25 protein-coding genes are annotated in these 26,205 nt (G+C 23.1%); 4 read left to right on the top strand and 21 right to left on the bottom strand.

Annotated features, from left to right (window positions below; all coding sequences use genetic code 11):
- Positions 1–28 precede the first annotated feature (28 nt).
- Positions 29–850, bottom strand: coding sequence for a 16S rRNA (adenine(1518)-N(6)/adenine(1519)-N(6))-dimethyltransferase RsmA (gene rsmA, locus D9V59_RS00690; RefSeq protein ID WP_158364122.1), 822 nt, complete (start codon positions 848–850; stop codon positions 29–31).
- Positions 851–889: 39 nt separating this feature from the next.
- The gene (locus D9V59_RS00685; RefSeq protein WP_158364120.1) at positions 890–2,176 is read right to left on the bottom strand and encodes a peptidylprolyl isomerase; all 1,287 of its coding nucleotides are present in this window, start codon (positions 2,174–2,176) and stop codon (positions 890–892) included.
- A 148-nt stretch (positions 2,177–2,324) separates the two neighbouring features.
- Here D9V59_RS00685 and D9V59_RS00680 point away from each other — a divergent pair, with 148 nt between their 5' ends.
- Positions 2,325–3,086, top strand: a complete 762-nt coding sequence (locus tag D9V59_RS00680; protein ID WP_158364118.1) for a DedA family protein — start codon at positions 2,325–2,327, stop codon at positions 3,084–3,086.
- A gap of 60 nt (positions 3,087–3,146) precedes the next feature.
- Here the strand turns inward: D9V59_RS00680 and rplY are convergent, their stop codons facing one another.
- The 3 genes from rplY to folE all read right to left on the bottom strand — a co-directional run bounded on the left by rplY (position 3,147) and on the right by folE (position 5,196).
- Positions 3,147–3,431 (bottom strand): 50S ribosomal protein L25, encoded by a 285-nt coding sequence (gene rplY / locus D9V59_RS00675; RefSeq protein ID WP_158364116.1) that lies wholly within the window; start codon positions 3,429–3,431, stop codon positions 3,147–3,149.
- Positions 3,432–3,457: 26 nt separating this feature from the next.
- Entirely contained in the window at positions 3,458–4,306 is an 849-nt protein-coding gene (gene nfo / locus D9V59_RS00670; protein WP_158364114.1) for a deoxyribonuclease IV, read from the bottom strand.
- 227 nt (positions 4,307–4,533) lie between these two features.
- Positions 4,534–5,196: a GTP cyclohydrolase I FolE gene (folE, locus tag D9V59_RS00665; protein ID WP_158364972.1), complete on the bottom strand. Its 663-nt coding sequence runs from the start codon at positions 5,194–5,196 to the stop codon at positions 4,534–4,536.
- A gap of 188 nt (positions 5,197–5,384) precedes the next feature.
- On the opposite strand from folE, the gene glyQ reads away from it, so the two are divergent.
- Positions 5,385–6,323, top strand: coding sequence for a glycine--tRNA ligase subunit alpha (gene glyQ / locus D9V59_RS00660; protein ID WP_158364112.1), 939 nt, complete (start codon positions 5,385–5,387; stop codon positions 6,321–6,323).
- Positions 6,298–8,370: a glycine--tRNA ligase subunit beta gene (glyS, locus tag D9V59_RS00655; RefSeq protein WP_158364110.1), complete on the top strand. Its 2,073-nt coding sequence runs from the start codon at positions 6,298–6,300 to the stop codon at positions 8,368–8,370. The genes glyQ and glyS overlap by 26 nt, the downstream gene beginning before the upstream one ends.
- A 27-nt stretch (positions 8,371–8,397) precedes the next feature.
- Here glyS and yajC read toward each other — a convergent pair whose 3' ends face one another.
- The 12 genes from yajC to ydiK form a co-directional block, all read right to left on the bottom strand.
- Positions 8,398–8,733 carry a preprotein translocase subunit YajC gene (gene yajC / locus D9V59_RS00650; protein WP_158364108.1) on the bottom strand — a complete coding sequence of 112 codons (336 nt, stop codon included), beginning with the start codon at positions 8,731–8,733 and terminating at the stop codon, positions 8,398–8,400.
- Between the two features lie 3 nt (positions 8,734–8,736).
- A complete protein-coding gene (tgt, locus tag D9V59_RS00645) occupies positions 8,737–9,873 on the bottom strand; it encodes a tRNA guanosine(34) transglycosylase Tgt (RefSeq protein WP_158364106.1) in 1,137 nt (378 codons plus the stop codon).
- Positions 9,874–9,922: 49 nt separating this feature from the next.
- On the bottom strand, positions 9,923–10,996 hold the full coding sequence (gene queA / locus D9V59_RS00640; protein ID WP_158364104.1) for a tRNA preQ1(34) S-adenosylmethionine ribosyltransferase-isomerase QueA: 1,074 nt from the start codon (positions 10,994–10,996) through the stop codon (positions 9,923–9,925).
- A 47-nt stretch (positions 10,997–11,043) separates the two neighbouring features.
- Positions 11,044–11,343, bottom strand: a complete 300-nt coding sequence (locus tag D9V59_RS00635; protein ID WP_158364102.1) for an integration host factor subunit alpha — start codon at positions 11,341–11,343, stop codon at positions 11,044–11,046.
- A gap of 4 nt (positions 11,344–11,347) precedes the next feature.
- Entirely contained in the window at positions 11,348–13,738 is a 2,391-nt protein-coding gene (gene pheT, locus D9V59_RS00630; RefSeq protein WP_158364100.1) for a phenylalanine--tRNA ligase subunit beta, read from the bottom strand.
- Positions 13,739–13,747: 9 nt separating this feature from the next.
- The gene (gene pheS / locus D9V59_RS00625; RefSeq protein WP_158364098.1) at positions 13,748–14,737 is read right to left on the bottom strand and encodes a phenylalanine--tRNA ligase subunit alpha; all 990 of its coding nucleotides are present in this window, start codon (positions 14,735–14,737) and stop codon (positions 13,748–13,750) included.
- A gap of 192 nt (positions 14,738–14,929) precedes the next feature.
- Positions 14,930–15,286, bottom strand: coding sequence for a 50S ribosomal protein L20 (gene rplT / locus D9V59_RS00620; RefSeq protein WP_158364096.1), 357 nt, complete (start codon positions 15,284–15,286; stop codon positions 14,930–14,932).
- A gap of 41 nt (positions 15,287–15,327) precedes the next feature.
- On the bottom strand, positions 15,328–15,525 hold the full coding sequence (rpmI, locus tag D9V59_RS00615; RefSeq protein ID WP_158364094.1) for a 50S ribosomal protein L35: 198 nt from the start codon (positions 15,523–15,525) through the stop codon (positions 15,328–15,330).
- Positions 15,526–15,606: 81 nt separating this feature from the next.
- Complete coding sequence (infC, locus tag D9V59_RS00610) at positions 15,607–16,149, bottom strand: translation initiation factor IF-3 (RefSeq protein ID WP_158364092.1); 543 nt, start codon at positions 16,147–16,149, stop codon at positions 15,607–15,609.
- Between the two features lie 3 nt (positions 16,150–16,152).
- Positions 16,153–18,081 (bottom strand): threonine--tRNA ligase, encoded by a 1,929-nt coding sequence (thrS, locus tag D9V59_RS00605; RefSeq protein ID WP_158364090.1) that lies wholly within the window; start codon positions 18,079–18,081, stop codon positions 16,153–16,155.
- Between the two features lie 72 nt (positions 18,082–18,153).
- Positions 18,154–19,200: a 3-deoxy-7-phosphoheptulonate synthase gene (locus D9V59_RS00600; protein WP_158364088.1), complete on the bottom strand. Its 1,047-nt coding sequence runs from the start codon at positions 19,198–19,200 to the stop codon at positions 18,154–18,156.
- 344 nt (positions 19,201–19,544) lie between these two features.
- Positions 19,545–20,627, bottom strand: coding sequence for an AI-2E family transporter YdiK (gene ydiK, locus D9V59_RS00595; RefSeq protein ID WP_158364086.1), 1,083 nt, complete (start codon positions 20,625–20,627; stop codon positions 19,545–19,547).
- Between the two features lie 233 nt (positions 20,628–20,860).
- On the opposite strand from ydiK, the gene D9V59_RS00590 reads away from it, so the two are divergent.
- On the top strand, positions 20,861–21,250 hold the full coding sequence (locus tag D9V59_RS00590; protein ID WP_158364083.1) for an iron-sulfur cluster assembly accessory protein: 390 nt from the start codon (positions 20,861–20,863) through the stop codon (positions 21,248–21,250).
- A 7-nt stretch (positions 21,251–21,257) separates the two neighbouring features.
- Here the strand turns inward: D9V59_RS00590 and tyrS are convergent, their stop codons facing one another.
- The 4 genes from tyrS to D9V59_RS00570 all read right to left on the bottom strand — a co-directional run bounded on the left by tyrS (position 21,258) and on the right by D9V59_RS00570 (position 26,199).
- Positions 21,258–22,526, bottom strand: coding sequence for a tyrosine--tRNA ligase (gene tyrS, locus D9V59_RS00585; protein WP_158364081.1), 1,269 nt, complete (start codon positions 22,524–22,526; stop codon positions 21,258–21,260).
- Positions 22,527–22,668: 142 nt separating this feature from the next.
- Positions 22,669–24,849: a primosomal protein N' gene (priA, locus tag D9V59_RS00580; RefSeq protein ID WP_158364079.1), complete on the bottom strand. Its 2,181-nt coding sequence runs from the start codon at positions 24,847–24,849 to the stop codon at positions 22,669–22,671.
- Between the two features lie 23 nt (positions 24,850–24,872).
- Positions 24,873–25,505 carry an endonuclease III gene (nth, locus tag D9V59_RS00575; RefSeq protein ID WP_158364077.1) on the bottom strand — a complete coding sequence of 211 codons (633 nt, stop codon included), beginning with the start codon at positions 25,503–25,505 and terminating at the stop codon, positions 24,873–24,875.
- A 7-nt stretch (positions 25,506–25,512) separates the two neighbouring features.
- Complete coding sequence (locus tag D9V59_RS00570) at positions 25,513–26,199, bottom strand: electron transport complex subunit E (RefSeq protein ID WP_158364075.1); 687 nt, start codon at positions 26,197–26,199, stop codon at positions 25,513–25,515.
- Positions 26,200–26,205 lie beyond the last annotated feature (6 nt).

The raw sequence follows: 26,205 nt of genomic DNA, 5'->3' as shown, positions 1-26,205 counted from the left end.
ATTTTCCTTTGAAATTTGAAATTTAATATTAATTTTTTTTTAAGTTATTAAATTTTTTATATAAATAATTAGATAATCGACAATACTCAATAATAGAAATATTTTCAGCTCTAAACTTAGGATTAATTTTTAATTCAATTAATTCTTTTTCAGAAAATAAAGTTTTTAAACTATGACGTATAATTTTTCTTCTATTTTGAAATGCTATTTTTGTAATACGACTAAGAATATTTACATCATAAACAAAATAAAGAAAGTTTTTATGAGGGGTTAAATTAATAAAAACTGAGTGAACTTTAGGAATTGGTTGAAAATTTTCAGGTGTAATATGTAATAATATTTTAATTTTACAGTAATATTGTGAAATTATGCTTAAGCGACCATAAGATTTATTACCTGGTGATGCTACTAATCTCTCAGCAACTTCTTTTTGTAACATAAAATTCATATCTTCAATTGCTTCTATCTGTTTAAATAAATAAAGAATTAAAGATGTAGAAATATTATATGGTAAATTTCCGAAAACACGAATAAGTTTATTTTTTTTAAAATATAATTTCTTATAATCAAAATTTAAAGCATCTTGATGAAAAATTTTTATTTTTGAACAAAAAAAATATTTTTTTAATAAATCAACTAAACAAACATCTATTTCAATAACAATTAATTCTTCTAAAAATTGACAAATTGGTTTTGTTAATGCTGCCAATCCTGGTCCAATTTCTACTAATATTTGATGTTTTTGGGGATTAATTATTTTAATAATATCATTTATTACATTTTTATTAATAAGGAAATTTTGTCCATATTGTTTTAGGGGGAAATATTTATAAAAATTCTTTATACTCATGAATTTATAATTATTTTAAATGTTATTTAATAAAATATATTATGATCTTAAAATTTTTATATAAGAAGAATTTTTAAGATCTTTTATCCAATTATATTTTTCTGTTATCATTTTTTTTTCTAATAATATATTATAAGCCTCTTGTTTTTTTAAATTATAAATTTTATCTACTATACGTTTTCTTAATAATCTAACTATATGCCATCCAAAATTAGATTTAATAGGTTTACTGATTTCATATTTATTTAAATATGATAGTTCTTTGTTAAATTCAGCATTAAATAACTCTGTTGAAATCCATTCTAAATCACCTTTTTTTTGAGATGAATATATATCATGAGAAAAATTTTTTACAGCATAATCAAAAGTATAAACTTCTTTTTTGATATTTTTATATATATTAAAAATATATTTTTTTGATTCTGAATTTGTTAAAGTAATAGAAGGTTTAATTAATAAATGTTGTATATAAAATTCAGTAATAATGTTTTTATTATTTTTAATATCATTGATTTTAAATATATAAAATCCTTTTTTTCCTAAAATAGGTCCTAAAATTTGACCTTTTTTAAAAACTTTTAAAGTTTCAGAAAAATTATTTTGAAAATCTTTAAAATACATCCAAAACATTTTTTTTGCTGAAAAAACATTTTTATTTTTTTTACATTCTATATATATTTTATCAAAATCATAGCCCTGATTAATTTTATTTATAATATTTTTTGATAATATTTTTTTATCATGCATAATATCATTAGAATGTTTTTTTATTAAAATATAACTTAAATTGATTTTTTCGAATTTTTTTTCATCTTGAATAAGTTTTTTAAAAAGAACATTTATTTCTTTCTCTGAAATTTTGATACGTTTACGAAGTTCATAATCTTGAATTATTTTTATTTTTAATAATTTTTCGATGTTTTTAAAATAATCTTTGTAAGAAATATAATGATGAGGATCGTTAAATAAAATATAATTTTTAAAATTACGAAGAGTCATATTATGTTCTAAAGCAATATTTTTAATAACATTATTTACTTGTTCTTTAGTAATTCTAATTTGTTTTTTATTTGCTTCTTGTAATATTAAAGAATCTATAATTAATTTTTCAATAATTTTATCTTTAAAAAAATCTAACTTCCAAGGAACTGTTAATTTTTTACCTTGATTTTTAAAAAGGGAAAGAGCTTGATCTACATCACTATTTAATATAATTTGATCATTGACAATTGCTACAATATTGTCTATTTTTTTTTCTTTTGTATCTGCAAAAACGTAAAAAATACTACTAAATATATAAAATATTATAAATATAAATAATTTCATTAAAATTCTTCTTTTTTAATAGGGTTTAATACAAAAATTTTTACATAATTAAAATAAATTTCAAATATTTTTCTTGAGGTTATTTAAAAAAAAATATAAAGTATAAAATATATACATAAAATTTTTTTAATATATCAATAGAGAATTTATGGAATCTTGGATAACATCTTTTATAACAGAATCTTTAACTTATGCGCTATTAGTAGTCGGTATTATTTCTTTTTTAGAATCTCTTGCTTTCGTTGGATTATTGCTTCCTGGAATTATTTTAATGACTATGTTAGGTACATTCATAGGAGATGGAAGATTATCATTTTATCCTGCTTGGATTTCCGGAACAGTAGGTTGTTTACTAGGAGACTGGATCTCATATTATATTGGTTTGTATTTTAAAAATTGGCTTTATAATTTAAAATTTTTAAAAAAAAATCAATCTCTATTTAATAGAGTGCAATCTGTATTACACAAACATAGTATAATGACTATTATTGTTGGAAGATTTATTGGACCAACTAGACCTCTAATACCTATGGTTTCAGGAATGTTAAAACTGCCTTTAAATAAGTTTATTTTTCCTAGTATCATAGGATGTATACTATGGCCTCCAGTATATTTTTTTCCTGGTATAGTCACAGGCATTACCATAAATATACCACAAAATACTGAAAATAATTATTTTAAATGGTTATTATTATTAATTTCAATTTTAATATGGCTCGGAATATGGTTAACATCAAAATGGTGGAAAATAAAAAAGAACAAAATAAAAACTTCTTCTTTTTTTACTCAGAAAAAAATTGGATGGCTAGCGATATTAACAACTCTCTCTGGAATATTCAGTCTAATTGCTATACAGTTTCATCCTACAATGTTGATTTTTAGAAAAATTTTTTTCACTATATTATTTTAAAAAAATCTAAAAAATATTTTCATATAATTATTATGATGAAAATATTTTATACCATCACTATTAAATATATAAAAAGTCAATATGTAATAATTTCAATTTAAACGGATGTCTTTGAACGGCTTGCACTTTTACAATATATTTATGATTTTCAACAAGCAAAAATAAATTTTCTTTATAAAATTCTATTTTTTTTTGTAAATTAAAAATTATATTATGATCTAATGTTAATAACATAATATTTTTATTTACACCATATAAAACTCCTGGAAATTTATTGTTGATTCTTAATCTTCTACTAAAACTTTTTCCTTTTTCTATTCTTTTTTCTGCTTTAATTTCTAACATGTTTAAACCTTTTTAATAAAATGAATTTATTGAACTATTTTTTTTGATCTTAACCAAATAATTTCTTCTTTCCATATTTTAGGATTCGATGTTTCTAAAATCATAGGAATATTGTTAAAGTTTATATTATTTATAATCCATTCAAAAGCTATTTCGCCTATTTCTCCTAATCCTAAACTTTCATGTCGATCAACTCGACTATTAATTTTCTTTTTTGAATCATTTAAATGAATACCTTTTAAATATTTTAGTCCTATTAAATTGTTAAATTTTTCAAACATATATTCGCAATCTTGAACACTACGCAGATCATAACCTGATACAAATAAATGACAAGTGTCAATACACACTCCAATTCTAGATTGATCATAAACATTTTTTATAATTTTTGATAAATGTTCAAAACAATATCCAACATTAGTTCCTTGTCCTGCAGTATTTTCTATTACTAAAGTTACGTTCTTGGTATTTTTTAAAGCAATATTAATGGATTTAGAAATTCTTAACAAACAATTAGTCTCAGTAATTTTATTTAAGTGACTACCTGGATGAAAATTTAAAAAAACTAAACCTAAGTCATCGCAACGATTAATTTCATTAATAAAAGCAATACGAGATTTTTCTAACAAACTATCAATAGGGTGGCCTAAATTTATTAAATAACTACTATGAGGTAAAATTTGTTGAGGTGTAAATTTATATTTAATACAAGATAATTTAAAATTATCTATTTTTTGTTTCATTAATGGCGGAGAAAACCATTGAAGTTGATTTTTAGTAAAAAAAGAAAATGCTGTTGCGTTGATTGCAATAGCACGTAAAACTGTTTTCTCTAAACCACCAGAAGAACTAACATGTGCTCCGATATAATTCATTTTTTATTTTTCCTATAAAAATTTTATTTCTATTTTAAATTTTTTTAAATATATTTAAATAGATAATAAAAAAATTAAAAAAGAATTATACAAGAATATAACTAAAAATTATTAAAAAATTTTTTATTTATTAAAAAACATAACTATAAATCTTTATTTTAAAATTAGTATAATACTGAGAAAATATATTTTAATCAACTAAAAAAAATAATATATTTAATTCATAATTAAACATTTTTTTGCATAAAAAATTTATTATAAATGTTTTTATCAGATTCAAATAAACCAGATACAGAAGAAGTAATGGTTTGGCTATTTACATCACAAACACCACGTGCTTTAACACAAAAATGATCCATTTTTATAATAATTGCAATGTTTTTTGTTTCGAGCAAAACTTCTAATACGATTGATATTTGTTTGGTTAAACGTTCTTGTATTTGAGGTCGTTTAGCATAAAATTGAACAATTCTATTTATTTTAGATAATCCTATGATTTTATTTTTAGGAATATATGCAATAGTAGCATGTCCATTCATAGTTATAAAATGATGTTCACAAGTACTAATTAATACTATGTTTTTAATTATAATCATTTCTTTAATTCTCATTTTATTTTTTATAAATGTAATTTTTGGAAAATTTTTATAATTTAAACCTGAAAAAATCTCATTAATATACATTTTTGATATACGAATAGGTGTATCTTTTAAACTCTGATCCATTAAATCTAAATTAAGTAAGATCATAATTTTAGATACATATTCAGTAATTAATAATTCTCTTTCTTTTTCATTTATATCATTGTATTCTTTGAGAATAGGATTCTCTAAATTTTTTTTTAATAGTTCATTATATGCTAAACTAGCTTCTTGACTAATTTCTTTTATCATTTTTTTAATTTCTATAATAAATATGTTTGGATATCTATTTTTACAACATTTAAATAATTACAATATATATATAAAATTATTAATTATAAATTTAAAATTAATACAAAAAAAATATATAAACTTATTATTACATAAAATTATAAAAAATATAAAATATATCTTTTATTATCTTTTCTGGTTCTTACATGAAAAATTATCATAATACTTTCTATAATTTAATTTTAACTTTAGAAACATACTGGTTAAAACAAGGATGTACTATTTTTCAGCCATTAGATTTACCAGTAGGAGCTGGTACATTTCATAATAGAACCTTTTTTGGTACAATTGGCCCCGAACCAATTAGCGCAGCATATGTACAATCTTGTCGTCGTCCTTCGGATGGAAGATATGCTAAAAATCCTAATCGTTTACAGCATTACTATCAATTTCAAGTTATTGTAAAACCTTCTCCTAAAAACATTCAAAATATTTATTTAGATTCACTAAATTTATTAAATATTGATCAATCAATACATGATATACGTTTTGTAGAAGATAATTGGGAAAATCCTACTTTAGGAGCTTGGGGAATTGGTTGGGAAGTATGGTTAAACGGCATGGAAATTACTCAATTTACTTATTTTCAACAAGTAGGTGGATTAGAATGCAATCCTGTAACTGTAGAAATAACCTATGGTTTAGAACGAATTGCTATGCATATGCAAAATAAATCAAAAGTATATGATCTTATCTGGAATAAAAATCAACATTATAAAATTACTTATGGTGATATTTTTCAACAAGATGAAATTGAACAATCAAAATATAATTTTAAATATTCTAATATTGATTTTTTATTTAGTTCTTTTGAATTATATGAAATAGAAGCAAAAAAATTAATAAATTTAAAAGAACCATTATTGTTAGTTTCATATGAAAAAACATTACAAGCAAATCATATTTTTAACTTATTAGATGCAAGAAAAGTTATATCTTCAAACGAACGTCAAAATTATATATTACGTATTCGTAAATTAACAACTCAAATTGCAAAAGAATACTTAAATTATAGAAAAAATTTAAGTTTTCCATCATTTCCAAAAAAACGAGAAAAAAATGACAAAAAAAAATCTTTTGATTGAAATAGGTACTGAAGAATTACCTGCTAAATTAGCGTATAAAATATCCTTAAATTTCCATAATAATTTTATTAAGATATTAAAGTCTTATAATATTGAATATAAAGAAACACATTCTTTTTCTACTCCAAGAAGACTCGCATTAAAAATTATAGCACTAGATACAAAAGATAGATTTATAGAAATCAACAAAAAGGGGCCATCTTTAAAAAACGCGTATTATCAAAATAATTCACCAACAAAAGCAGCTATTTATTGGGCGCAAAAGTGTGGTATTAATATAAATGAAGCCTCTCATATAAAAACTGAAAAAGGTTCATGGTTGTTCTATCAAAAAATAGAAAAACAAGAAAAAATAGAGCTATTACTTCCTAAAATAACTGAATTAATATTAAAAAACATTTCTATAGAAAAATCTATGAGATGGGAAATAGAGAATAAAATATTTTTACGTCCTATTCGTAATATAGTCATATTATTAGATAAACAAATTATTAAAGGAAAGATATTTAATATATCTTCTAATAATTTACTTCAAAGTCATATTTCTTCAATTAACAAAAAAATAAAAATTAAAAATGCAGAAGAATATCCATCCATTCTTTTTAAGAAATATCAAATAATTGCTGATTATAAAATGCGAAAAGAAAGCATCATTAATCAAATGCAAGAGGCAGTAAAAAAAATTAATGGTTTTATAAAAATTAACGATTTTTTGATTGAAGAAGTAACTTCTTTAGTAGAATCACCAACAATACTTTTAGCTACTTTTCAAAAAAAATTTCTTAAAATACCCAAAGAAGTATTAATATATATTATAGAAAAACAACAAAAATGTTTTCCAATATATAATTTTAAAAAAGATTTAATTCCATATTTTATTTTTATTTCTAATATTAATTCAAAGTATCCTAAACAAATTATTATAGGAAATGAAAAAGTTATGCATGCACGACTTTCAGATGCAGAATTTTTTTTAAAAAATGATAAAAAAATAAAATTAGCAAATTATTTTGTATCTTTAAAAAAAGTATTATTTCAAAATCATTTAGGTTCATTACACGATAAGACATTACGTCTTAAATTTCTTGTATCATGGATGTCTCAATACAAAAATATTAATAAACAAGATGTAATTAGAGCTGCACTTTTATCAAAATGCGATCTTGTCACCAATGCAGTATGTGAATTCCCAGAACTACAAGGTACTATGGGCATGTATTACGCCTTAAAAGATAAAGAAAATAAAAATGTTGCTATTGCTCTAAAAGAGCAGTATTTACCGTCTTTTTCAGGTGATAAAATTCCATCTACTTCTATAGGTTGTTTATTATCTATTTCTGATAAAGCAGATACTTTATCAGGAATGTTTTACATCGGGAATATTCCCAAATCGAATAAAGATCCTTTTGCATTAAGACGTTTGGCTATAGGAATAATTCGTATTATTATCAAAAAAAATATACAATTAGATTTAAAGGATTTATTTAATCAAAGTCTTTATCTATATGATAAAAAAAATACTAATAATTCAATATTATGTGATAAAATTATAGAATTTTTTATAGCAAGAATATCAAATTGGTATCAAGAAAAAGGTTTTTGTATAAATATTATTAATTCAGTTTTATCATATAACTCAACAAATTTAATAGATATCAATAAAAAAATACAAGATATATCTTTTTTTAAGCAATCAAAGCATTCAAAAAAAATTTTATTGTCTATAAAAAGAATTTCTAATATATTAAAGAAAGAAAATAAAGAAATCAATGGAGATATTAATCTTGCAATAATGAAAACAACAGAAGAAATTATATTATTTAACAAACTTAAAAAATTACATACTGACACAAAAGATTTGTTTAAAGAAAAAAAATATAAAGAAATTTTACTCAAAATAATAGATCTTGAGAAACCAATATGTAATTTTTTTGATAAAGTTACAATATATGATTGTAACTCTGAAATACGCATCAATCGCTTACTTTTATTATATGAATTAAAAAAATTTTTTTTTAAAATCACTAATTTTTCTTATTTATATTAATTTTTATTCAATACAAATTTAAATATATTATAAAGATTTTAAAGTTCCTTTAGGCAAAGATGATGCTATAAAATCTTTTTTTATGAAAACTTCTGTTGTGTCACTTAGTTGTAGTAAAATATATCCATTTTTTGTGATTTTCTTTATTTTTCCTAATAAACCACTAGTTGTTATGACTTCATCTCCTACAACAAGAGAATTCATAAGATTTTTATGTTCTTTATCTTTTTTTTGTTGAGGACGAAAAAGAACAAAATAAAAAATTAATAAAAATATTATTAACATAAATATCAAAGAATATGAATTACCAGATTCTGAAGATGTATTTATTGCAGCATAAGAATTTTGAATAAAAAAACTCATTATTTATATTTCCTTAAAATTATTTTTAAAATCACTATTTTTTTTTTGATTATAAAAATTCAAAATAAATTGATTAAATGTATTGTTTTTAATTGATGTTCGTATGTTAAACATTAATGTTTGATAATAGTGTATATTATGTATTGTATTTAAACGAGCTCCCAAAATTTCATTACAAGAATGCAAATGATACAAATAAGAACGAGTATAATGTTGACAAGTATAACAAGTACAAGTTTCGTCTAAAACAGATAAATCTGTTTTATATTTTTTATTCCTAATTTTAATTATACCATTTGTAACAAACAAATAACCATTTCTAGCATTACGAGTTGGCATAACACAATCAAACATATCTATACCTCGACTTACTGCTTCAACTAAATCTTCCGGTTTGCCTACTCCCATTAAATAACGAGGTTTATTATTTGGTATCTGAGGACAAATATGTTCTAATAATGAATACATTTCTTCTTTTGATTCACCAACAGCCAAACCTCCTAATGCATATCCATCAAAATTTATTTTTATTAATTCTTTAAGTGATGTATCACGTAAAGATCGGTAAATTCCTCCTTGAATTATGCCAAATAATAAATTTTTATTATTATTATATAAATCAAAGTATAAACGACTTTTTTTAGCCCAATTTAGAGAACGTTCCATTGCTATTTTGGTTTTTTCCCAATTATGATTGTATGCAATACATTGATCAAAAATCATAACAATATTAGAACCTAAAATTGATTGAATTTTTATAGAAAGTTTGGGAGTTAAAAAAATTTTTTCACCATTAATATAATTTTTAAAAAGGACTCCTTCTTCATTAACTTTACAAAAATTTGAAAGACTAAAAATCTGAAATCCTCCAGAATCAGTAAGAATAGGTCCTGACCAGTTCATGAAATTATGTAAACCGCCATGTAATTGAATAATTTCTTCTCCAGGACGTAAATGCAAATGAAATGCATTAGCTAAAATAATTTTACTTCCTGTATTTTTAAGTTCTTCTGTACTAATACTGCGTATTGCACCATAAGTTCCTACAGGCATAAAAATAGGAGTTGCTATTATTTTTTTATTAAAATAAAATTCACCATATCTAGCATTTCCATCTTGATGTAAAACTTTAAAATTCATTTTTTTCTCATATTTTTTATAAAATAATTGATAAGATTTATTTTAAAAATTAAGCAACTACCTTTTCATATGAAGCATGTTTATTAAAAGTAATATACATTGCATCGCCATAACTAAAAAAACGATATTTATGCTTTATTGCTTCATGATAAGCATTCATAGTTTTTTTATAACCGACAAAAGAAGCTACTAACATAATTAATGTTGATTGAGGAAAATGAAAATTTGTAATTAATGCATCAACAACATTATGTTTGTAACCAGGATATATAAAAATATCAGTATCGCTTATAAAATTTTTATTTTTATTCCAAGCGGATGAATTATAAGCGCTTTCTAAAGCTCTCAGTGTACTAGTTCCAACTGCAATAATGCGACCACCTTGTTTTTTGCAAGATTTAATTTTTTGTATCAAAAAAGAAGAAACTTCAACTAATTCAGAATGCATAATATGATCTTCAATTTTAATAGTTTTAATAGGTTGAAAAGTTCCAGAGCCTATATGAAGAGTAATATAGTCAATATTTACACCTTTATTACGTAAATCATCTAATAAAGGTAAATCAAAATGCAGTCCAGCAGTAGGTGCTGCAATAGAACCTATTTTTTTTTTATAAACAGTTTGGTAGAAATCTGTATCTAATGTATTTTTAAATCTTTTGATATAAGGAGGTAAAGGAATTTCTCCAATAGTATTAATAATATCAATAGCTGAATTAATTTGATTATGAAATAAAATTGTAAAAAAAGAATTTTTATAATCGATAATAGAACTCATAATTTTCTTTTTATATCCAAAAAAAATATTTGTTCCAATGTTAATATTTTTTCTATTTTTAATAGTTACTAAAATTTTATTAAAATCTAATATTCGTTCAACTAAAATTTCAATTTTACCTCCACTATTTTTATATCCAAAACATCGAGCAGGAATCACTTTTGTATCATTCAAAATTAGTAAATCACCAGAATTAATTTCATCAATAATATTAAAAAAATATTTATGAGATAATTTATGAGTATTTCCATCTACAATCATTAAACGACATTGACTTCGAATAAGATAAGGATAAAAAGATATAAGTGATTTTGGTAAATTAAAAGAAAAATCAGAAATTCGCATATTTTATTTCTTGTAAAAAATTTAAAAAATTCTAATAAAATTAGATGTTATTTTTTTTTTAAATAATAATAATCAATTCTACTTTTGAGTTTTCGACCAGCTTTAAAAGTAACTACTCTTCTAGCTGTTATGAGAATATTTTCTCCTGTTTTTGGATTTCTTCCAGGACGAGCTTTCTTGTTTTTTATTTGAAAGTTTCCAAATCCAGACAATTTAACATCTTCTCCTTTTTCTAAAGACTTTCTAACTTCTTCAAAAAAAAAGTCTACAAATTTTTTTAATTCTTGTTTAGTTAATTGCAATTTTTCGAATAAATTTTCTAAAATTTCAGATTTTGTAAGAACCATAAGCTTATTTCCTTAAGATAACTTGAAATTTTTCCTTTAATGTTTTTATACAATCATTCATCATTAAATCAATTTCGTTATCTTGTAAAGTTTTTTTTTCGTCCTGAAAAATAAAACTAATACCTAAACTTTTTTTCTGACTAGCAAATTCTTTACAAGAATATACATCAAATAAATTAATTTCTACTTTTTTGTTTGTAAAAAATTTTTTACATTTTTTAATAATAGCATAAGCTGGAATATCTTCTGCAATCAATATTGCAATATCTCTTCGAATAGTAGGAAACTTTGAAATTTCTTTAATTTTTAATGGTTTAATATTTAAAAAATTCTTAAAAGATATTTCAAATAAAAAAGTAGCACTATTCACATTTAGTTTTTTTTCTAATCTAGGATCAATTGCACCAATACTACCAATATAATTATTTTTTAGATATATTGCAGCGCTTTGTTCAGGATGCAATCCAGAAACCAATTTACGTTGAAATTCTATATTATTAATATCACATATTGATTCTAAAACAGATTCTAAATCTCCTTTTAAATCATAAAAATCTACTTTTCTTGTTTTATCATGCCAATTTTCTTCAATGAAATTTCCACTTATAACTCCAGATAAAAACATATCTTGTCTTATACCAAGAGTTTCTTCCTTATCTATAGAGAAACAAAATCCGCTTTCAAAAAAACGAATACTTTGTTGCTGACGATTTTTATTATATGAAATATTTTTAAGTAAACCAGGCCATAGAGATGAACGCATACAAGACATATCTTGAGAAATAGGATTAGATAATAATATTTTTTCTTCATTTGGAAAAATTATATTACATATTTTAGGATCTATGAAGCCATAATTTATTGCTTCATAATAACCTTTATTTACCAATATAGTAGTAGATCTGCTTAACAAAAAATCTACTGATTTATTTTTTTTGATGATATTTAAGTTTTCTTGTAACGGAGTTAAACTTATATTATTATATCCATATATTCGAATTATATCACTAATTACGTCTTCTTCAATTAATATATCGAATCTCCAACTAGGAGGCACAACATCCCAAAAAGTTTTTGTAAAAGTCAACTGATAATCAAGATTATATAAAATTTTTGAAATAATATTTTCATGAATAAAAAACCCAATTTTTTTATTTAGTACTTTATGATTCAACCTTATTGTTTTGTTATTATAAAAAATAAATGAATTAATATCTTTAGTGTTAATTGGACCAGGAATTCCTCCACAGATTTTTATAATTAAATCAGTTGCATACTCAATGGCATCAAATTGCTTTAATGGATCAATCCCATAATTGTAATATTCTAATATCTTATTATTATTAACAAGTTTAAAAATATCAAACATTGAACCTTTTTTAATTAAATACGCATTTAAAAAAATATTTTTAGTGTTTTTATTAATATCAACATGATGAGAATTTATATTTCCAGGAAGAGATAATATTTTTTTTCTATCAGAAAAAACTAATATATTTTTATTTAAAGTTATCTGAGTATTATCTTGTAAAACTATGTTTTCATAATCTTTTGCCATACGAACTATAATATTTTTTTCCAAAATATAATCTGAGTCTAATGCATTTAATGGCTGACCAAATTCAATTAATACATAGTTAATAATATTAGTAATTATATTTTCTGATAACATATCAGAAAAAAATAATTTTTTTTTCATCCAATCAGGAGTATCAACATTTACATTGATATTTTCTATAATTCTTCCTGAATAACGAATGCATTTTTTTTCAGATTGAATATTGATTTTAATTTTTCTTTGAATTACTGCAGGAATGATTTTTTGTTTTAAAGTAACTTGTCTAAAATTATTAATAGCAGCTATATTACGTGATATTCCTAAAATACTTAAACCATCTGGACGATTAGATGTAATAGAAACTTTAATGATATTATCTTGTAATAATGAACAATTATTAATACTAGTTCCTAAAGGAATTTCATGAGTTAATTCAATAACTTTATTGCTATAAAACATGCCTAAATCAAAATAAGAACATAACATTCCTTCAGATAATTCTCCTTTTATAAATTTGATATCAATTTTTATATTTTTTTTTAATAAAGATCCAATAGTAGCAACTGCAACCTTTATCCCATTACGACAATTAGACGCTCCACATACAATATTTAATAATTTTTTTATACCTATATCTACTTTTATTATTTTTAATTTATCAGATTGAGAATGCGTAATACATTTTATTATTTTGCCAACTACAACTCCATTTAACACAGGTTTAAATTTTTCTATTGACTCAACTTCAATACCAGCACTAGAAATTTGGTCATATAAAACATGACTTTCAACTTTTAAATCTATCCATTCACGTAACCATTTTTCACTGAATTTCATTGTATCTCACTAATTATATTTGAATTGTTTTAAAAACCTTATATCATTTTCAAAAAAAGATCGAAGATCAGAAATATCATAACGTAACATTATAATACGTTCAATTCCCATGCCAAAAGCACAAGCAGAATAAATTTTTGGATTGATACCAACATTTTTTAAAACATTAGGATGAACCATACCACATCCTAATACTTCTAAAGGTTTTCCTTTATGATTAATAATATCTACTTCTGCAGAAGGTACAGTGAAAGGAAAATAAGATGGACGAAATTTAATAGAAATTTCTTTTCCAAAAAAATCATATAAAAAATTATATATAATCCATTTTAAATGAGAAAAGTTAATATTTTTATCTACTATTAAACCTTCGATCTGATGAAACATAGGTGTATGTGTAGAATCATAATCATTACGATATACTTTGCCAGGAAAAATTATTCTAATGGGAGGTTTTTCTTTTTTCAGAATTCGAATTTGCATATTTGAAGTTTGGGTTCTTAATAAACGATTATTATCAAGCCAAAAAGTATCTTGACTATTCCTAGCTGGATGGTTTTTAGGAATATTTAAAGCATCAAAATTATGATATTCGTCTTCTATTTCAGGACTATTTAATGATTGAAATCCTAATTTTAAAAAAAAATTTACTATAGAATTAATAGTATATGTTATAGGGTGCAAAACACCATTCTTGATGCGACGTCCAGGAAGAGAGATATCAATATGTTCTTTTTTAATACGTTCTTCTAAAATAAGATTAGTTAATTTTGTATTTTTTTGATCAATTGTTTGAATAACTTCTTTTTTAATTTTATTAATCATAATACTATACTTTTTTTTTTCTTCAAAAGAAAAATTTTTTAAATTTTTTATATATGAAGTTAAAATACCTTTTTTCCCTAAATATTTAATACGAATTTCATCTAATTCTTCTATTTTTTTTGAATTTTTTATATCTATTTTAATAATGTTGAGCAATTTGTTTAAAGTTAACATTTTATGGTCTTATTTTTATTAATATATATTTTATATAACATCTAAAATACTAAAAGCTTCCATGAAGGAAGCTTATTTTCAACTAATATGTTGAAATTTAAAAAATAATATCAAATATTCGATTTGATTATTTGAATTAGTAATAATGGAGGGGAGAGTAATTTTCCCCTCTTATATTTTAAGATCTTTTTATTATAATAAAGCTTCTTTTGCTTTTTGAACTAATATATTAAATGAAAAAATATCATACACAGCAATATCAGACAATATTTTTCGATCAATGTTAATCGATGCTTTTTTTAAACCAAAAATAAAATTATTATAAGACATTTGACTTTGACGCACAGCTGCATTAATACGAGTAATCCATAATTGACGGAATTGTCTTTTACGTTGTCTTCGATCACGATAAGCATACTGACCTGCTTTAATTACTGCCTGATACGCTACTCTGTAAATACGAGAACGAGCTCCGTAATAACCTTTTGCTTGTTTTAAAATTTTTTTATGACGAGCATGAGCTACTACACCACGTTTTATACGAGCCATATATGCTCTCCTATTCGTAAAATCTTAACAAATAAGTTGATTTACGCATATGGTAAAAAAGATTTAACTTTATCTATATCTCCTTTAGATACTAAAATCTTAGGACGAAGATGACGTTTTTTATTTGTTGTTTTTTTTGTTAAAATATGACGTAAATTTGCTTGCTTACGCTTAAATTTACCAGATGCAGTTTTTTTAAAACGTTTTGCTGCACTTTTTAAAGTTTTAATTTTAGACATAAAATATTTCATTTAAATTATAAAAAAATATAAAAATTATTTAAAAATAATTTATATATTCAGAAGAATATCTAGTAAAGATCACTGTTTCTTTTTTGGAGCTAAAATCATTATCATTTGACGACCTTCAATTTTAGATGGGAATGATTCAACACTTGCTAACTCAATTAAATCATTTTGAATTCTATTTAACACATCAACACCAATTTTTTGATGTGCCATTTCTCGACCTCTAAATCTTAAAGTAATTTTAACTTTATCTCCATCTTCTAAAAAACGTATTAAATTACGTAATTTTACTTGATAATCACCTTCGTCTGTTCCTGGACGAAATTTAATTTCTTTTATCTGAATTATTTTTTGTTTCTTTTTTTGTTCCTTAGAAGACTTGCTTTTTTCATAAAGAAATTTTCCATAATCCATAATACGACAAACAGGAGGTTCAGCATTCGGGCTTATTTCAACTAAATCTAAACCTAATTCCTCAGATTTTTCTAAGGCTTCACGTAAATGAACTATACCTATTTGATTTCCTTCAACGCCTGTAAGACGAACTTTAATAGCACGGATTTCACCATTTATTCGATTAGGACGTGTTAATTGAACTCTTTTTCCACCTTTAATACTTTATTCCTCCATTTGATAAAAGCTACGAGTAATAATTTCTTCTTGTAACTTTTTAATAAAAACATCAACATCAATCATTGTAAAACAATTTCCATTTCTATTTCGAACAGATATCTTATTAGCGCTGATTTCTTTTTCTCCACAAATTAGTATATAAGGAATTTTACGCAGTGTATGTTCACGAATTTTAAAGCCTATTTTTTCATTTCTTATATCAGATTCTATTCGAATGTTGATAATAGAAAAAGTTTTAACTAACTTCTTAATATAATCTAAACCAATATTATGCACACTAATAATTACGACTTGTATTGGAGATAACCATGTTGGTAAATTTCCTGAACATTCTTCAATTAATATACCAATAAAACGTTCGATAGAACCTAATATAGCCCGATGAATAATTACAGGAACTTTACGTTCGTTCTTTTCATTAATATAAAATGAATTTAAACGTGATGGTAAGTAGAAATCAAGTTGAATTGTTCCACATTGCCAATTTCGATCTAAAGAATCTTGTAGAATAAATTCAATTTTCGGTCCATAAAAAGCACCTTCTCCTAATTGATATTGAAATGATAAATGATTTTCTATCAGCATATCAGATAAATCTTTTTCAGACTGATCCCATAAAGAATCAGTACCAATACGTTTTTCTGGACGAGTAGAAAGTTTAACTAATATTTTTTTAAAATTAAATATACTGTATAAATCATATATCATTTTAATACAATTGTTAATTTCAGAACGCACTTGTTCTCTCGTGCAAAAAATATGTGCATCATCTTGAGTAAAATTACGTACTCGCATAAGACCATGCAATGAACCTGAAGGTTCATTACGATGACAACTTCCAAATTCTGCTATTCGAATAGGCAAATCTCGATAAGATTTTAATTCACTATTAAAAATTTGAACATGACCAGGACAATTCATTGGTTTAATGCAATATTCTCGATGTTCTGATGGTGTTGTGAAAATAGCATTTTTATAATTATCCCAATGCCCGCTTTTTTGCCATATTAATTTATCAATTAATAATGGAGTTTTAACTTCTTGATATTTATATTCTTTTAATTTTTTTCGAACAAAATTCTCAAGTTCATTAAAAATAATCCAACCTTTATTATGCCAAAAAATCATTCCTGGAGATTCTTCTTGCATATGATATAATTCGAGGAAAACACCAATCTTTCTATGATCTCTTTTTTCTAATTCTTTTAAATAATTTAGATATTTTTCTAATTCTTTTTGATTAGACCAAGCAGTACCATAAATACGCTGTAACATCTTATTTTTTTTATTTCCTTCCCAATAAACACCTCCAATTTTTTGCAGTTTAAAATTTTTACAAAATTTTATATTTAACACTTGCATGCCTATATTAATATCTACATAATTTTCATGATAATATAAAGCAATATTCTTTTTAGGATCATTTTTTTTATTTATTAAAGATATTTTATACTTTTCACAACGTTTTTGAAATATTTCAATGGCTTGATCATAAGAAACTAATTGATGTAATATATTATATTCTTTTTTAATAAGACGTTTCATATCAGTTTCTAATAATACAAAATCTTCTTCTGTAATTTTGTTTTTTAAATCTATATCACAGTAAAAACCATTATTTGTAATATTATTTTCAGAAATTTGTGCAAGTGGCCATATATTTTTTACAGCATAACTTAAAAGTTGCGCGCAAGAATATCGAATAACATTTAATGCTTTATTATCTTGGATCTTAATAAATTCTACAAAAGAATCTTCTGTAATTAAAGTATTAAAGTTTGAAAAATGACTATTAACAGTAATAGCAATAATAGATTTTGTTATATTTGGTTGTAAATGCTTAATAACTTCTATTAATCGAACAGAATTCTTATAGACCTGTTGACTTCCATCACAAAATCTTATTACAGGCATTCTTAAATCCTTAATAAAAATATTTTTAAAATCTTTAAAAATGCTAGTCAATTATTTTGACTAGCATATAAATTAAAAACGCGTATCTACAGCATCTGCTAATTGTTGAATAATTAAAGTACTATCTTTCCAATTTAAACAAGCATCGGTAATTGATTTACCATATATTAATGTTTGATTATCTACTACTTTTTGGAAACCCTCTTCTAAAAAACTTTCAATCATAACACCAAATATAGCTTGAGAACCACGAGAAATTTGATTGGAAACAGATTTAGAGACGTTTTTTTGACGAATATGGTCTTTTAAACAATTACCATGACTAAAATCTATCATTAAACGTTCAAATAAATTAAATTCGCGCAAACATTGTATTGCTAAATCAACATCCTCAGAATGATAGTTAGGAGAACGTCCTCCTCTCATAATTATATGTCCATATGGATTTCCACTAGTATGATTAATTGTCATCTGTCCGTTTTTATTAGGAGCTAAAAACAAGTGGCGGACTTTTGCAGCGCGAATAGCATCAATTGCAATTTTTATATTTCCATCAGTGCCATTTTTAAAACCTACTGGACAAGAAAGAGCAGAAGCCATTTCTCTATGAATTTGACTTTCAGTTGTTCTTGCTCCAATAGCTCCCCAACTAATTAAATCTGCAATAAACTGACCTATAACTATATCAAGAAATTCTGTTGCAGCAGGCATTCCTAATGCATTAATATCTAATAATAATTTTCGGGCTAGCGCTAATCCATGGTTAACTCGAAAACTACCATTTAAATCTGGATCTGAAATTAATCCTTTCCATCCAACAACTGTTCTTGGTTTTTCAAAATATGTACGCATGATAATTTCAAGACGATCTTTGTATTTTACTCGTAATTCATATAATCGATGTGCATATTCTACTGCAGCAACAGGATCATGAACGGAACATGGACCTATTACAACAAGTAATCGCAAATCTTCTCCAGTCAGAATACGAGCAATATTTTGTCTTGTTGTGATAACAGTATCCATAATATCTGAAGTAATAGCATATTTTTGTGCCAGTTCAGATGGAGTTATTAATGGATCAATTCGTATTGTACGTAGTTCATCTGTTTTTTTCATTTTTTTCTCTAAATGAATTTTTATTCTGGAAAGAATAGCAAGATGTGATAACACTCACGAAAAACTAGTCAGTCATAATCTTATCTCTAATAGAGTTTTTTTAAAATACTTAATAGAAAAAATTTAATAATATTAGGGAGAAGAATTTTAACAGTATACTTTAACTAATATGAAAGCAGTTTTAAACAGGACATGTGATGAAGTTCAATTTTTTTAAAAATATTATTATATCACGATAAAAATTTATTAAGTATTATCTAAAAAAATCAATTTTTTATATATTATCATAATTTTAAATTATATTTAATTAAAAGTCTTATGTAGCTATTAGATTAATTAAAACCTTATTTTAATGATGTATTTTTTAAAAAAGATGAAATTGAAATACCATACATCCATGATATTATTAAACGATAAAATATTAATAATACTACTGGACCAATAAACAAACCAATTATTCCAAAAACTAATAAACCACCAATCACTCCAGATAAAATTAACAAAATAGGTAAATCGGCTCCTATACGTATAAAAAACGCTCTAAGAACATGGTCAAGTATAAATACAAGACAACTCCAAATCAATAATATTGTACCCCAAGTAGGATTGTTATTCCAATACAGCCATATGATTGATGGAATTAAAATAGGTAGTGGTCCTAATTGTATTAAACAAGAAAAAAAAATTATTATCATTAATAATACCGAATAAGGTATCCCTGAAATGAATAATCCTATTCCAGATAAAACAGCTTGAATAAAAGCAGTTACAACTACTCCTAAAGCAACAGCTCTAATTGCTTGAGCAGCTAATAAAACAATAGCGTCTCCATTTTTTTTACTAAGTCGAAATGCAAAATAACGAATAATACTGCTAATTTTTTCACCATTCCAATAGAATAATATGCTAAATAATAACATTAGTGTTAAATGTATAAAAAAAAGTCCACAATTTTTAGCTTGAATAATAAAAAATTCAGTTGTACGACCCATATAAGGTCTTATCTCGCGAATTAATTCTCCTCCATCACCATCTAATAATTCTTTATAACTAGTAAATATTTTTTTACCAACAAGAGGGATATCTTGTAACCAAGATAATTCCGGAAATTCTAGAGTATTTGAACTAAACCAATGAATAAGAGGTATACTTGTTGCAATTAAACTTTTTACTAAAAAAAATACTGGGATAATAAATAAAAGCAACAAAATTGCTATCATTATTATTACAGCAAAAAAACGTTTGCCTCCCAAAAAATTTTGTATTCTTAACATAAGAGGCCAAGTGGCAATTACAATCATGCTAGCCCAAGAAAATCCTAATATAAATGGGTGAATTATCAAAAAACTTATTACACCTATAGAAATAATAAATATTAGTGATAAAATAGACTGTGATAAATCCATTTTTTCTTTTGGATTTTGCATATAATTGTTGTACCTCAATATTTTTATATTAAAAATTATTTCTTGTAAAATGAATTTAATTTTATAAAATAGTTTTATTTTATTAAAAATATAAAATCAATTATAACATTAAATTTTATAAAAATAATTAATAAAAAACATATTCTTTTAAATAAAAAAATTTTATTAAAATAAGATATATTTTAAAATAAAATTACTTTTTATTTCTATAAATATTTTTCAAAGAGAATACAATGAATAACAATAAAATTAACACTTATATTCCTAAAAAAAATGATTGGAAAAGTATTTCAATAACTAAAAATGCTATAAAACAAATTTTGTTTTTAATTAATTTAGATTCTGATAATAAAGGAATAAGATTAGGAATAAAAAAATCAGGATGTGCAGGATTTCGTTATACTATGAAATTAGTAAAAAATTCAGAAATAATAAAACAAGATAGAAAAGAAATAGTATTTTTTTATAAAAACGTTTATATATATATATCTACTCAAGAAATCCCATTTTTAGAAGGTGTTCAAATTGATTTTGTGAAAAATAACATTAATACAGTTTTTAAATTTCATAACGCTAAATTAGATAAATTCTGTGGTTGTGGTGAAAGTTTTGCAATAAATTGAAAATAAACTACCAACATAATAAAGAATGATGTTTTTTGCCTCTAGATAACAAAGTAAACTTTCCAAATAATTTATCATTATTATTAAAAATATGATTTTTTCTTATTCTTTTAGTATTAATAGATATAGAATTAGATATGATCATATTTTTAGCTTGAGTTCGAGATTTTGATAATGAAGATAATACTAATGCATCTTGTAAGTCTTTTATATTGTATACTTGAATTGAAGGTATACCGTCTTTTCTTAATTGTTGCAAATCAGACTCTTTAATATCATCAATATTTTTACAAAATAGAAATGATGTAATTCTTTCTGCTGCTAATAATTGTTCTTCTCCATGTACTAAAGAAGTTATACTCTTAGCAAGAAAAGTTTTATCTTTTATAATTTGATTATTAAAAGAATTTTCCTGTTCTCTTTTATTAATTTCTGTGATTTTTATAAAAGTGAACATTTTTAAAAAATAATATACATTAGAATCTTCTATATTCATCCAAAACTGATAAAATTTATAAGGACTAGTTTTATTCGCATCTAACCAAATAGTTCCTGATTCTGTTTTACCAAACTTCATTCCATTTGATTGCATAAGAAGAGGAGTTGTAAGACCATATACTTCTTTTTGAGATTTTTTATGTATTAAATGCATTCCCGAAGAAATATTTCCCCATTGATCAGCTCCTCCAATTTGTAATTCTACTTGATATTTTTGATTTAAAATAAAAAAATCATATGCTTGTAGTAAATTATAAGAAAATTCTGTAAATGAAATACCTTGATCTGGTCTAATAATACGTTTTTTAATTGCTGCTCGATTAATCATTTTATTAATTGTAAAATATTTTCCTGTATCTCTTAAAAATGATAAGATATTAATCTTCTTAAACCATGTGTTGTTATTTAATAACAAAGCACTCTTACTCTCAGAATTAAAATCTAAAAAACAAGAAATTTGCTTACTAATTTTTTTTGTCCATTTACTAATATTATCATTAGTATTAAAAATACGTTCTTTTTTTTTAAAACTAGGATCACCAATTAAGCTTGTAGCTCCTCCTATTAATATGATTGGTTTATGACCTGCCATTTGAAATCTTTTTAAAATTATTAAAGGCAGAAGATGACCTATATGCAAACTGTCATCTGTTGGATCAAAACCACAATATAAAGAAATAGAACTATTTTCAATAAGTTTATTTAAATTATCTTCATTTGTAATATAAGATATTAAACCTCTATTACGTAATTTATCAATTAAATTAACTTTACTCATTAATAGCCTCAATTTAAACATTAATCTTATAAGCTAAAAACAATTTATAATTTTTAACATTATTTTATGATACTTTTATACGAACTTCAACGAGTAAAATAAAAATAATTAATTGTTTTTTAAATAAAATATTATTAACCTTTCAATTTGGATCAATATCTATAAACCATTTTACTTTTCTTGAAATAGAAAATAAATTTATTATAGAAATAGATTCATTTAATATACGCTTAAGAAGAGAACGCGAAGCACACTGAACAAATAATTGATAATAATTTTTTTTATTATTATTTATTGTAAAACAACAAGTAGGACCTACTAACCATAAAAAAGAATTATATTTTTTAGATTTTATTTTTAATAATTTACGAATTAAATTTAAAAAAATAATATTGTTATTAATGTCTACACTTTTACAATAAATAATACTTTGAAAACTCCAAGGAGGCAATAAAAAATGTTTTCTAATTTTTAACATTTTATTTGCAAAAGAAAAATATCCATTATAGCATATATTTTTTAGATCAGAATTATTAAATAGAGATGTTTGTATTAATACTTTTATTAATTTTATCCTATTATTAATTAATTGACTTAAATTAATATAAAATTGTGCAAAATATTCTGTTTCACGAAACTGAAAAGACATAAAATGATTATCAATTCGAATTAAACCTATTAGTCTTACATATGGGAAAAAATAATTTTGAACTATCTCTTCTGTCGTAATAATAATATAAGGGTCTGTATTAAAAAATTTAAAAATTTTTGTATTTAATATATCTTTATTAACATTCTTTTTGTTCAATAAAAAAAACATAAGTCTTTTTGGAAAAATATTTTTTATTTTATTTTTAATGCTCTCAATATTTATCATTAATCTTTTTAAAAAATAAGAACCACAATTATAACAAAAAATTGGTTTTTTTATTTTAATTAAACAAAATTTACAAAATAAAATATAATCATATTGATTTATTTCGAAATAATTATGACAACTAGTACATTCAAATATCCAATTACATTTATCACAACTTAATACAAAAAAAAATAAACTAAATTTATTAAAAATCAACAAAACTTGTTTTTTTTGAAAATTATTATTAATTTCATTTATTAATGTTAAAGATAAACCAAATTTAATTTTATCTTTTTTTAAATTAATAATATTAGTTTTAAAACTAGGTTTGTTGTATTTATGTAATTTAATATAAAAACATTTTTTATTTAAAATATTATAAAGTGTTTTTAATGAAGGAGTTTCTGAATCTAAAATTATAGGTATATTTTCTTTGTATGCCCTTAATATACTTATATCTTTAGCATTATATCTGCATTCATTAATATTTTTATAATTTAAACTATGCTCATCAAAAACAATAATTATTCCTAATTTTAAGAAAGGCAAAAAAACACTATTATTTGTTCCAATTATAACAGAATTTTCTCCTTCTTGTGTTTTTATCCAATTTTTTAAATATTGAGTATTAGTTAATTGTGAATGAATAGTACCAATGCTAACGTTAAAATATGTTTTTAAAAAAGTTGCAATAACATTTATATATTTAAAATAAGGAACTAAAATTAAAATCTGTAAATCCCGACGTAATATTTCTCTAATCAACCCTAAATAAAATTTAACTTTTACATATAAATTAACTCTAGTTAACAACCAAGATGAAAAATTTTTTTTAACTAAAATATTATTAATAACGATTAATAGTTTTTTATTTAAAAAAATTTTTTTTTTAAAATCAAAAATATATTTTTTATGCAAAATTGATTGATAATTAAAGTCTATTTTACATAATTTTTGTTTTTCCAATTTTTTCAAAATAAACTTAGATAAACAATATTTATTTAACTCAGTACTTAAAACACTATTTTTTTTTAAAAATGTAATTGTATATAATTGTTTTTTTTTGTTTTTTAATTGATTAATATCTAATTCGAAACCCTTTTTTGTTATACTCCATCGAGTAATGTAATTATTTTTTATAATATAACCATTAGCTAAAAATTTAGGTAGAACAGAAAAAAATAATTTTCCAATAGGACAATGATAGTTTTTATTTATCCATATCAAAAGATCTAAAACAACATTAGTATAAATCGATTTACTATCAATTAATGACGTAACATGTTTAAAATTTAATCCACTAATATCATGTATTGTATAAAAAGCAACTACGATACCTATCATGCTTTTTGAATGAAAAGGAACTTTTATTCGACCTCCAATAACAGGATACATTAAATCAGACATAAAATATGTAAAACATTGTCTAATAGGTAAAGGTAAAATTACTTTCACAATAATCACTTATATATCCATAAAAAAATATATTAATATTTTTTCCCATTAAATTCGCATAATTTTTTTATCATGCATATATTGCATTTAAATTGACGTGAAGTGCAAACATATCTACCGTGCAACACAAACCAAGAATGAATTTGTATTTTAAAAATATTTGGAACTACTTTGATTAATTTTCTTTCTACTTCATTAGTATTTTTTCCTTTAGCAAAATTAGTACGATTAGATACTCTAAAAACATGTGTATCTACAGCAATAGTTTTTTTTTTAAATAATATATTTAAAATAATATTAGATGATTTTCTACCTACACCAGGCAAAGATTCTAATTCAGAACGATTATTTGGAATCTTTCCTTGGTATTTATATAGAATTAAAAAAGAAGTTCGAATAATATATACAGCTTTATTTTGATATAAACCAACTTGTTTAATATAATTTCTAAGACGTTTTAATCCTAAAAATAAAATGCTTTCAGGTGTATTTGCTACTTTAAATAAAATTTTAGTAGTTTTATTAACTATACGATCAGTAGATTTAGCTGATAGTATTACAGATAATAATAATTCAAAATCAGAAGAAAACACCAATTCTATTCTAGGAGTAGGATTTTTACTATGAAATAGTAATAAAATTTTATAACGTTTTTCTTGATTCATAAGAATACTATTTTTTTGTTTTACATATACAAGAACAATTTATATTTTTTATAACAGTTTGTTTTTTAAAATACAAATCTATAGCATTTTTTATAGCAATTATACATCCTAATATAAAAAAACCACCTGGAGGAAGAACAGCTAAAATTATAGTAGAATTTTTATCTAATAAATGAACAAACATAAAATTATCTGTAGAATGTATAATTTTATTTATACCAAAAAAAAGGGTTCCATTACCTAATGCTTCGCGTATAAAAGCTATTATAAACATAGCAAAAGTTGAACCTAAACCTATAAAAATACCATCAAAAAAAGAAACTATGATAGAATTTTTATAAGCAATAAGATCTGCTCGTCCTACAATAATACAGTTAGTAACTATTAGAGGAATAAAAATACCTAATGATTGATACAAATTAAATTGATAAGCATGAATTAACATTTCTATAGATGTTACAATAGAAGAAACTAATATCATATAAATAGGAATTCTTATATCATGAGGTATAATTCTTTTTAGAGTTGAAATTATAGTATTCGTGATAGTTAATACTATAGTTGTTGTCATTCCTAATCCTATAGCATTAATAGAATTTGTAGTCATAGCTAAAACTGGACATAATCCTAATAATTGAATTAAAGAAGAATTATTCTTCCACAATCTGACATATAAAAAATACTTAATATTCATAAAGAT

This window comes from Buchnera aphidicola (Artemisaphis artemisicola) (genome assembly GCF_005082365.1).
Classification (GTDB): domain Bacteria; phylum Pseudomonadota; class Gammaproteobacteria; order Enterobacterales; family Enterobacteriaceae; genus Buchnera; species Buchnera aphidicola_AR.
Note: the sequence above shows the minus strand (reverse complement) of the source record. Positions and strands in the feature narration are given on the sequence as shown.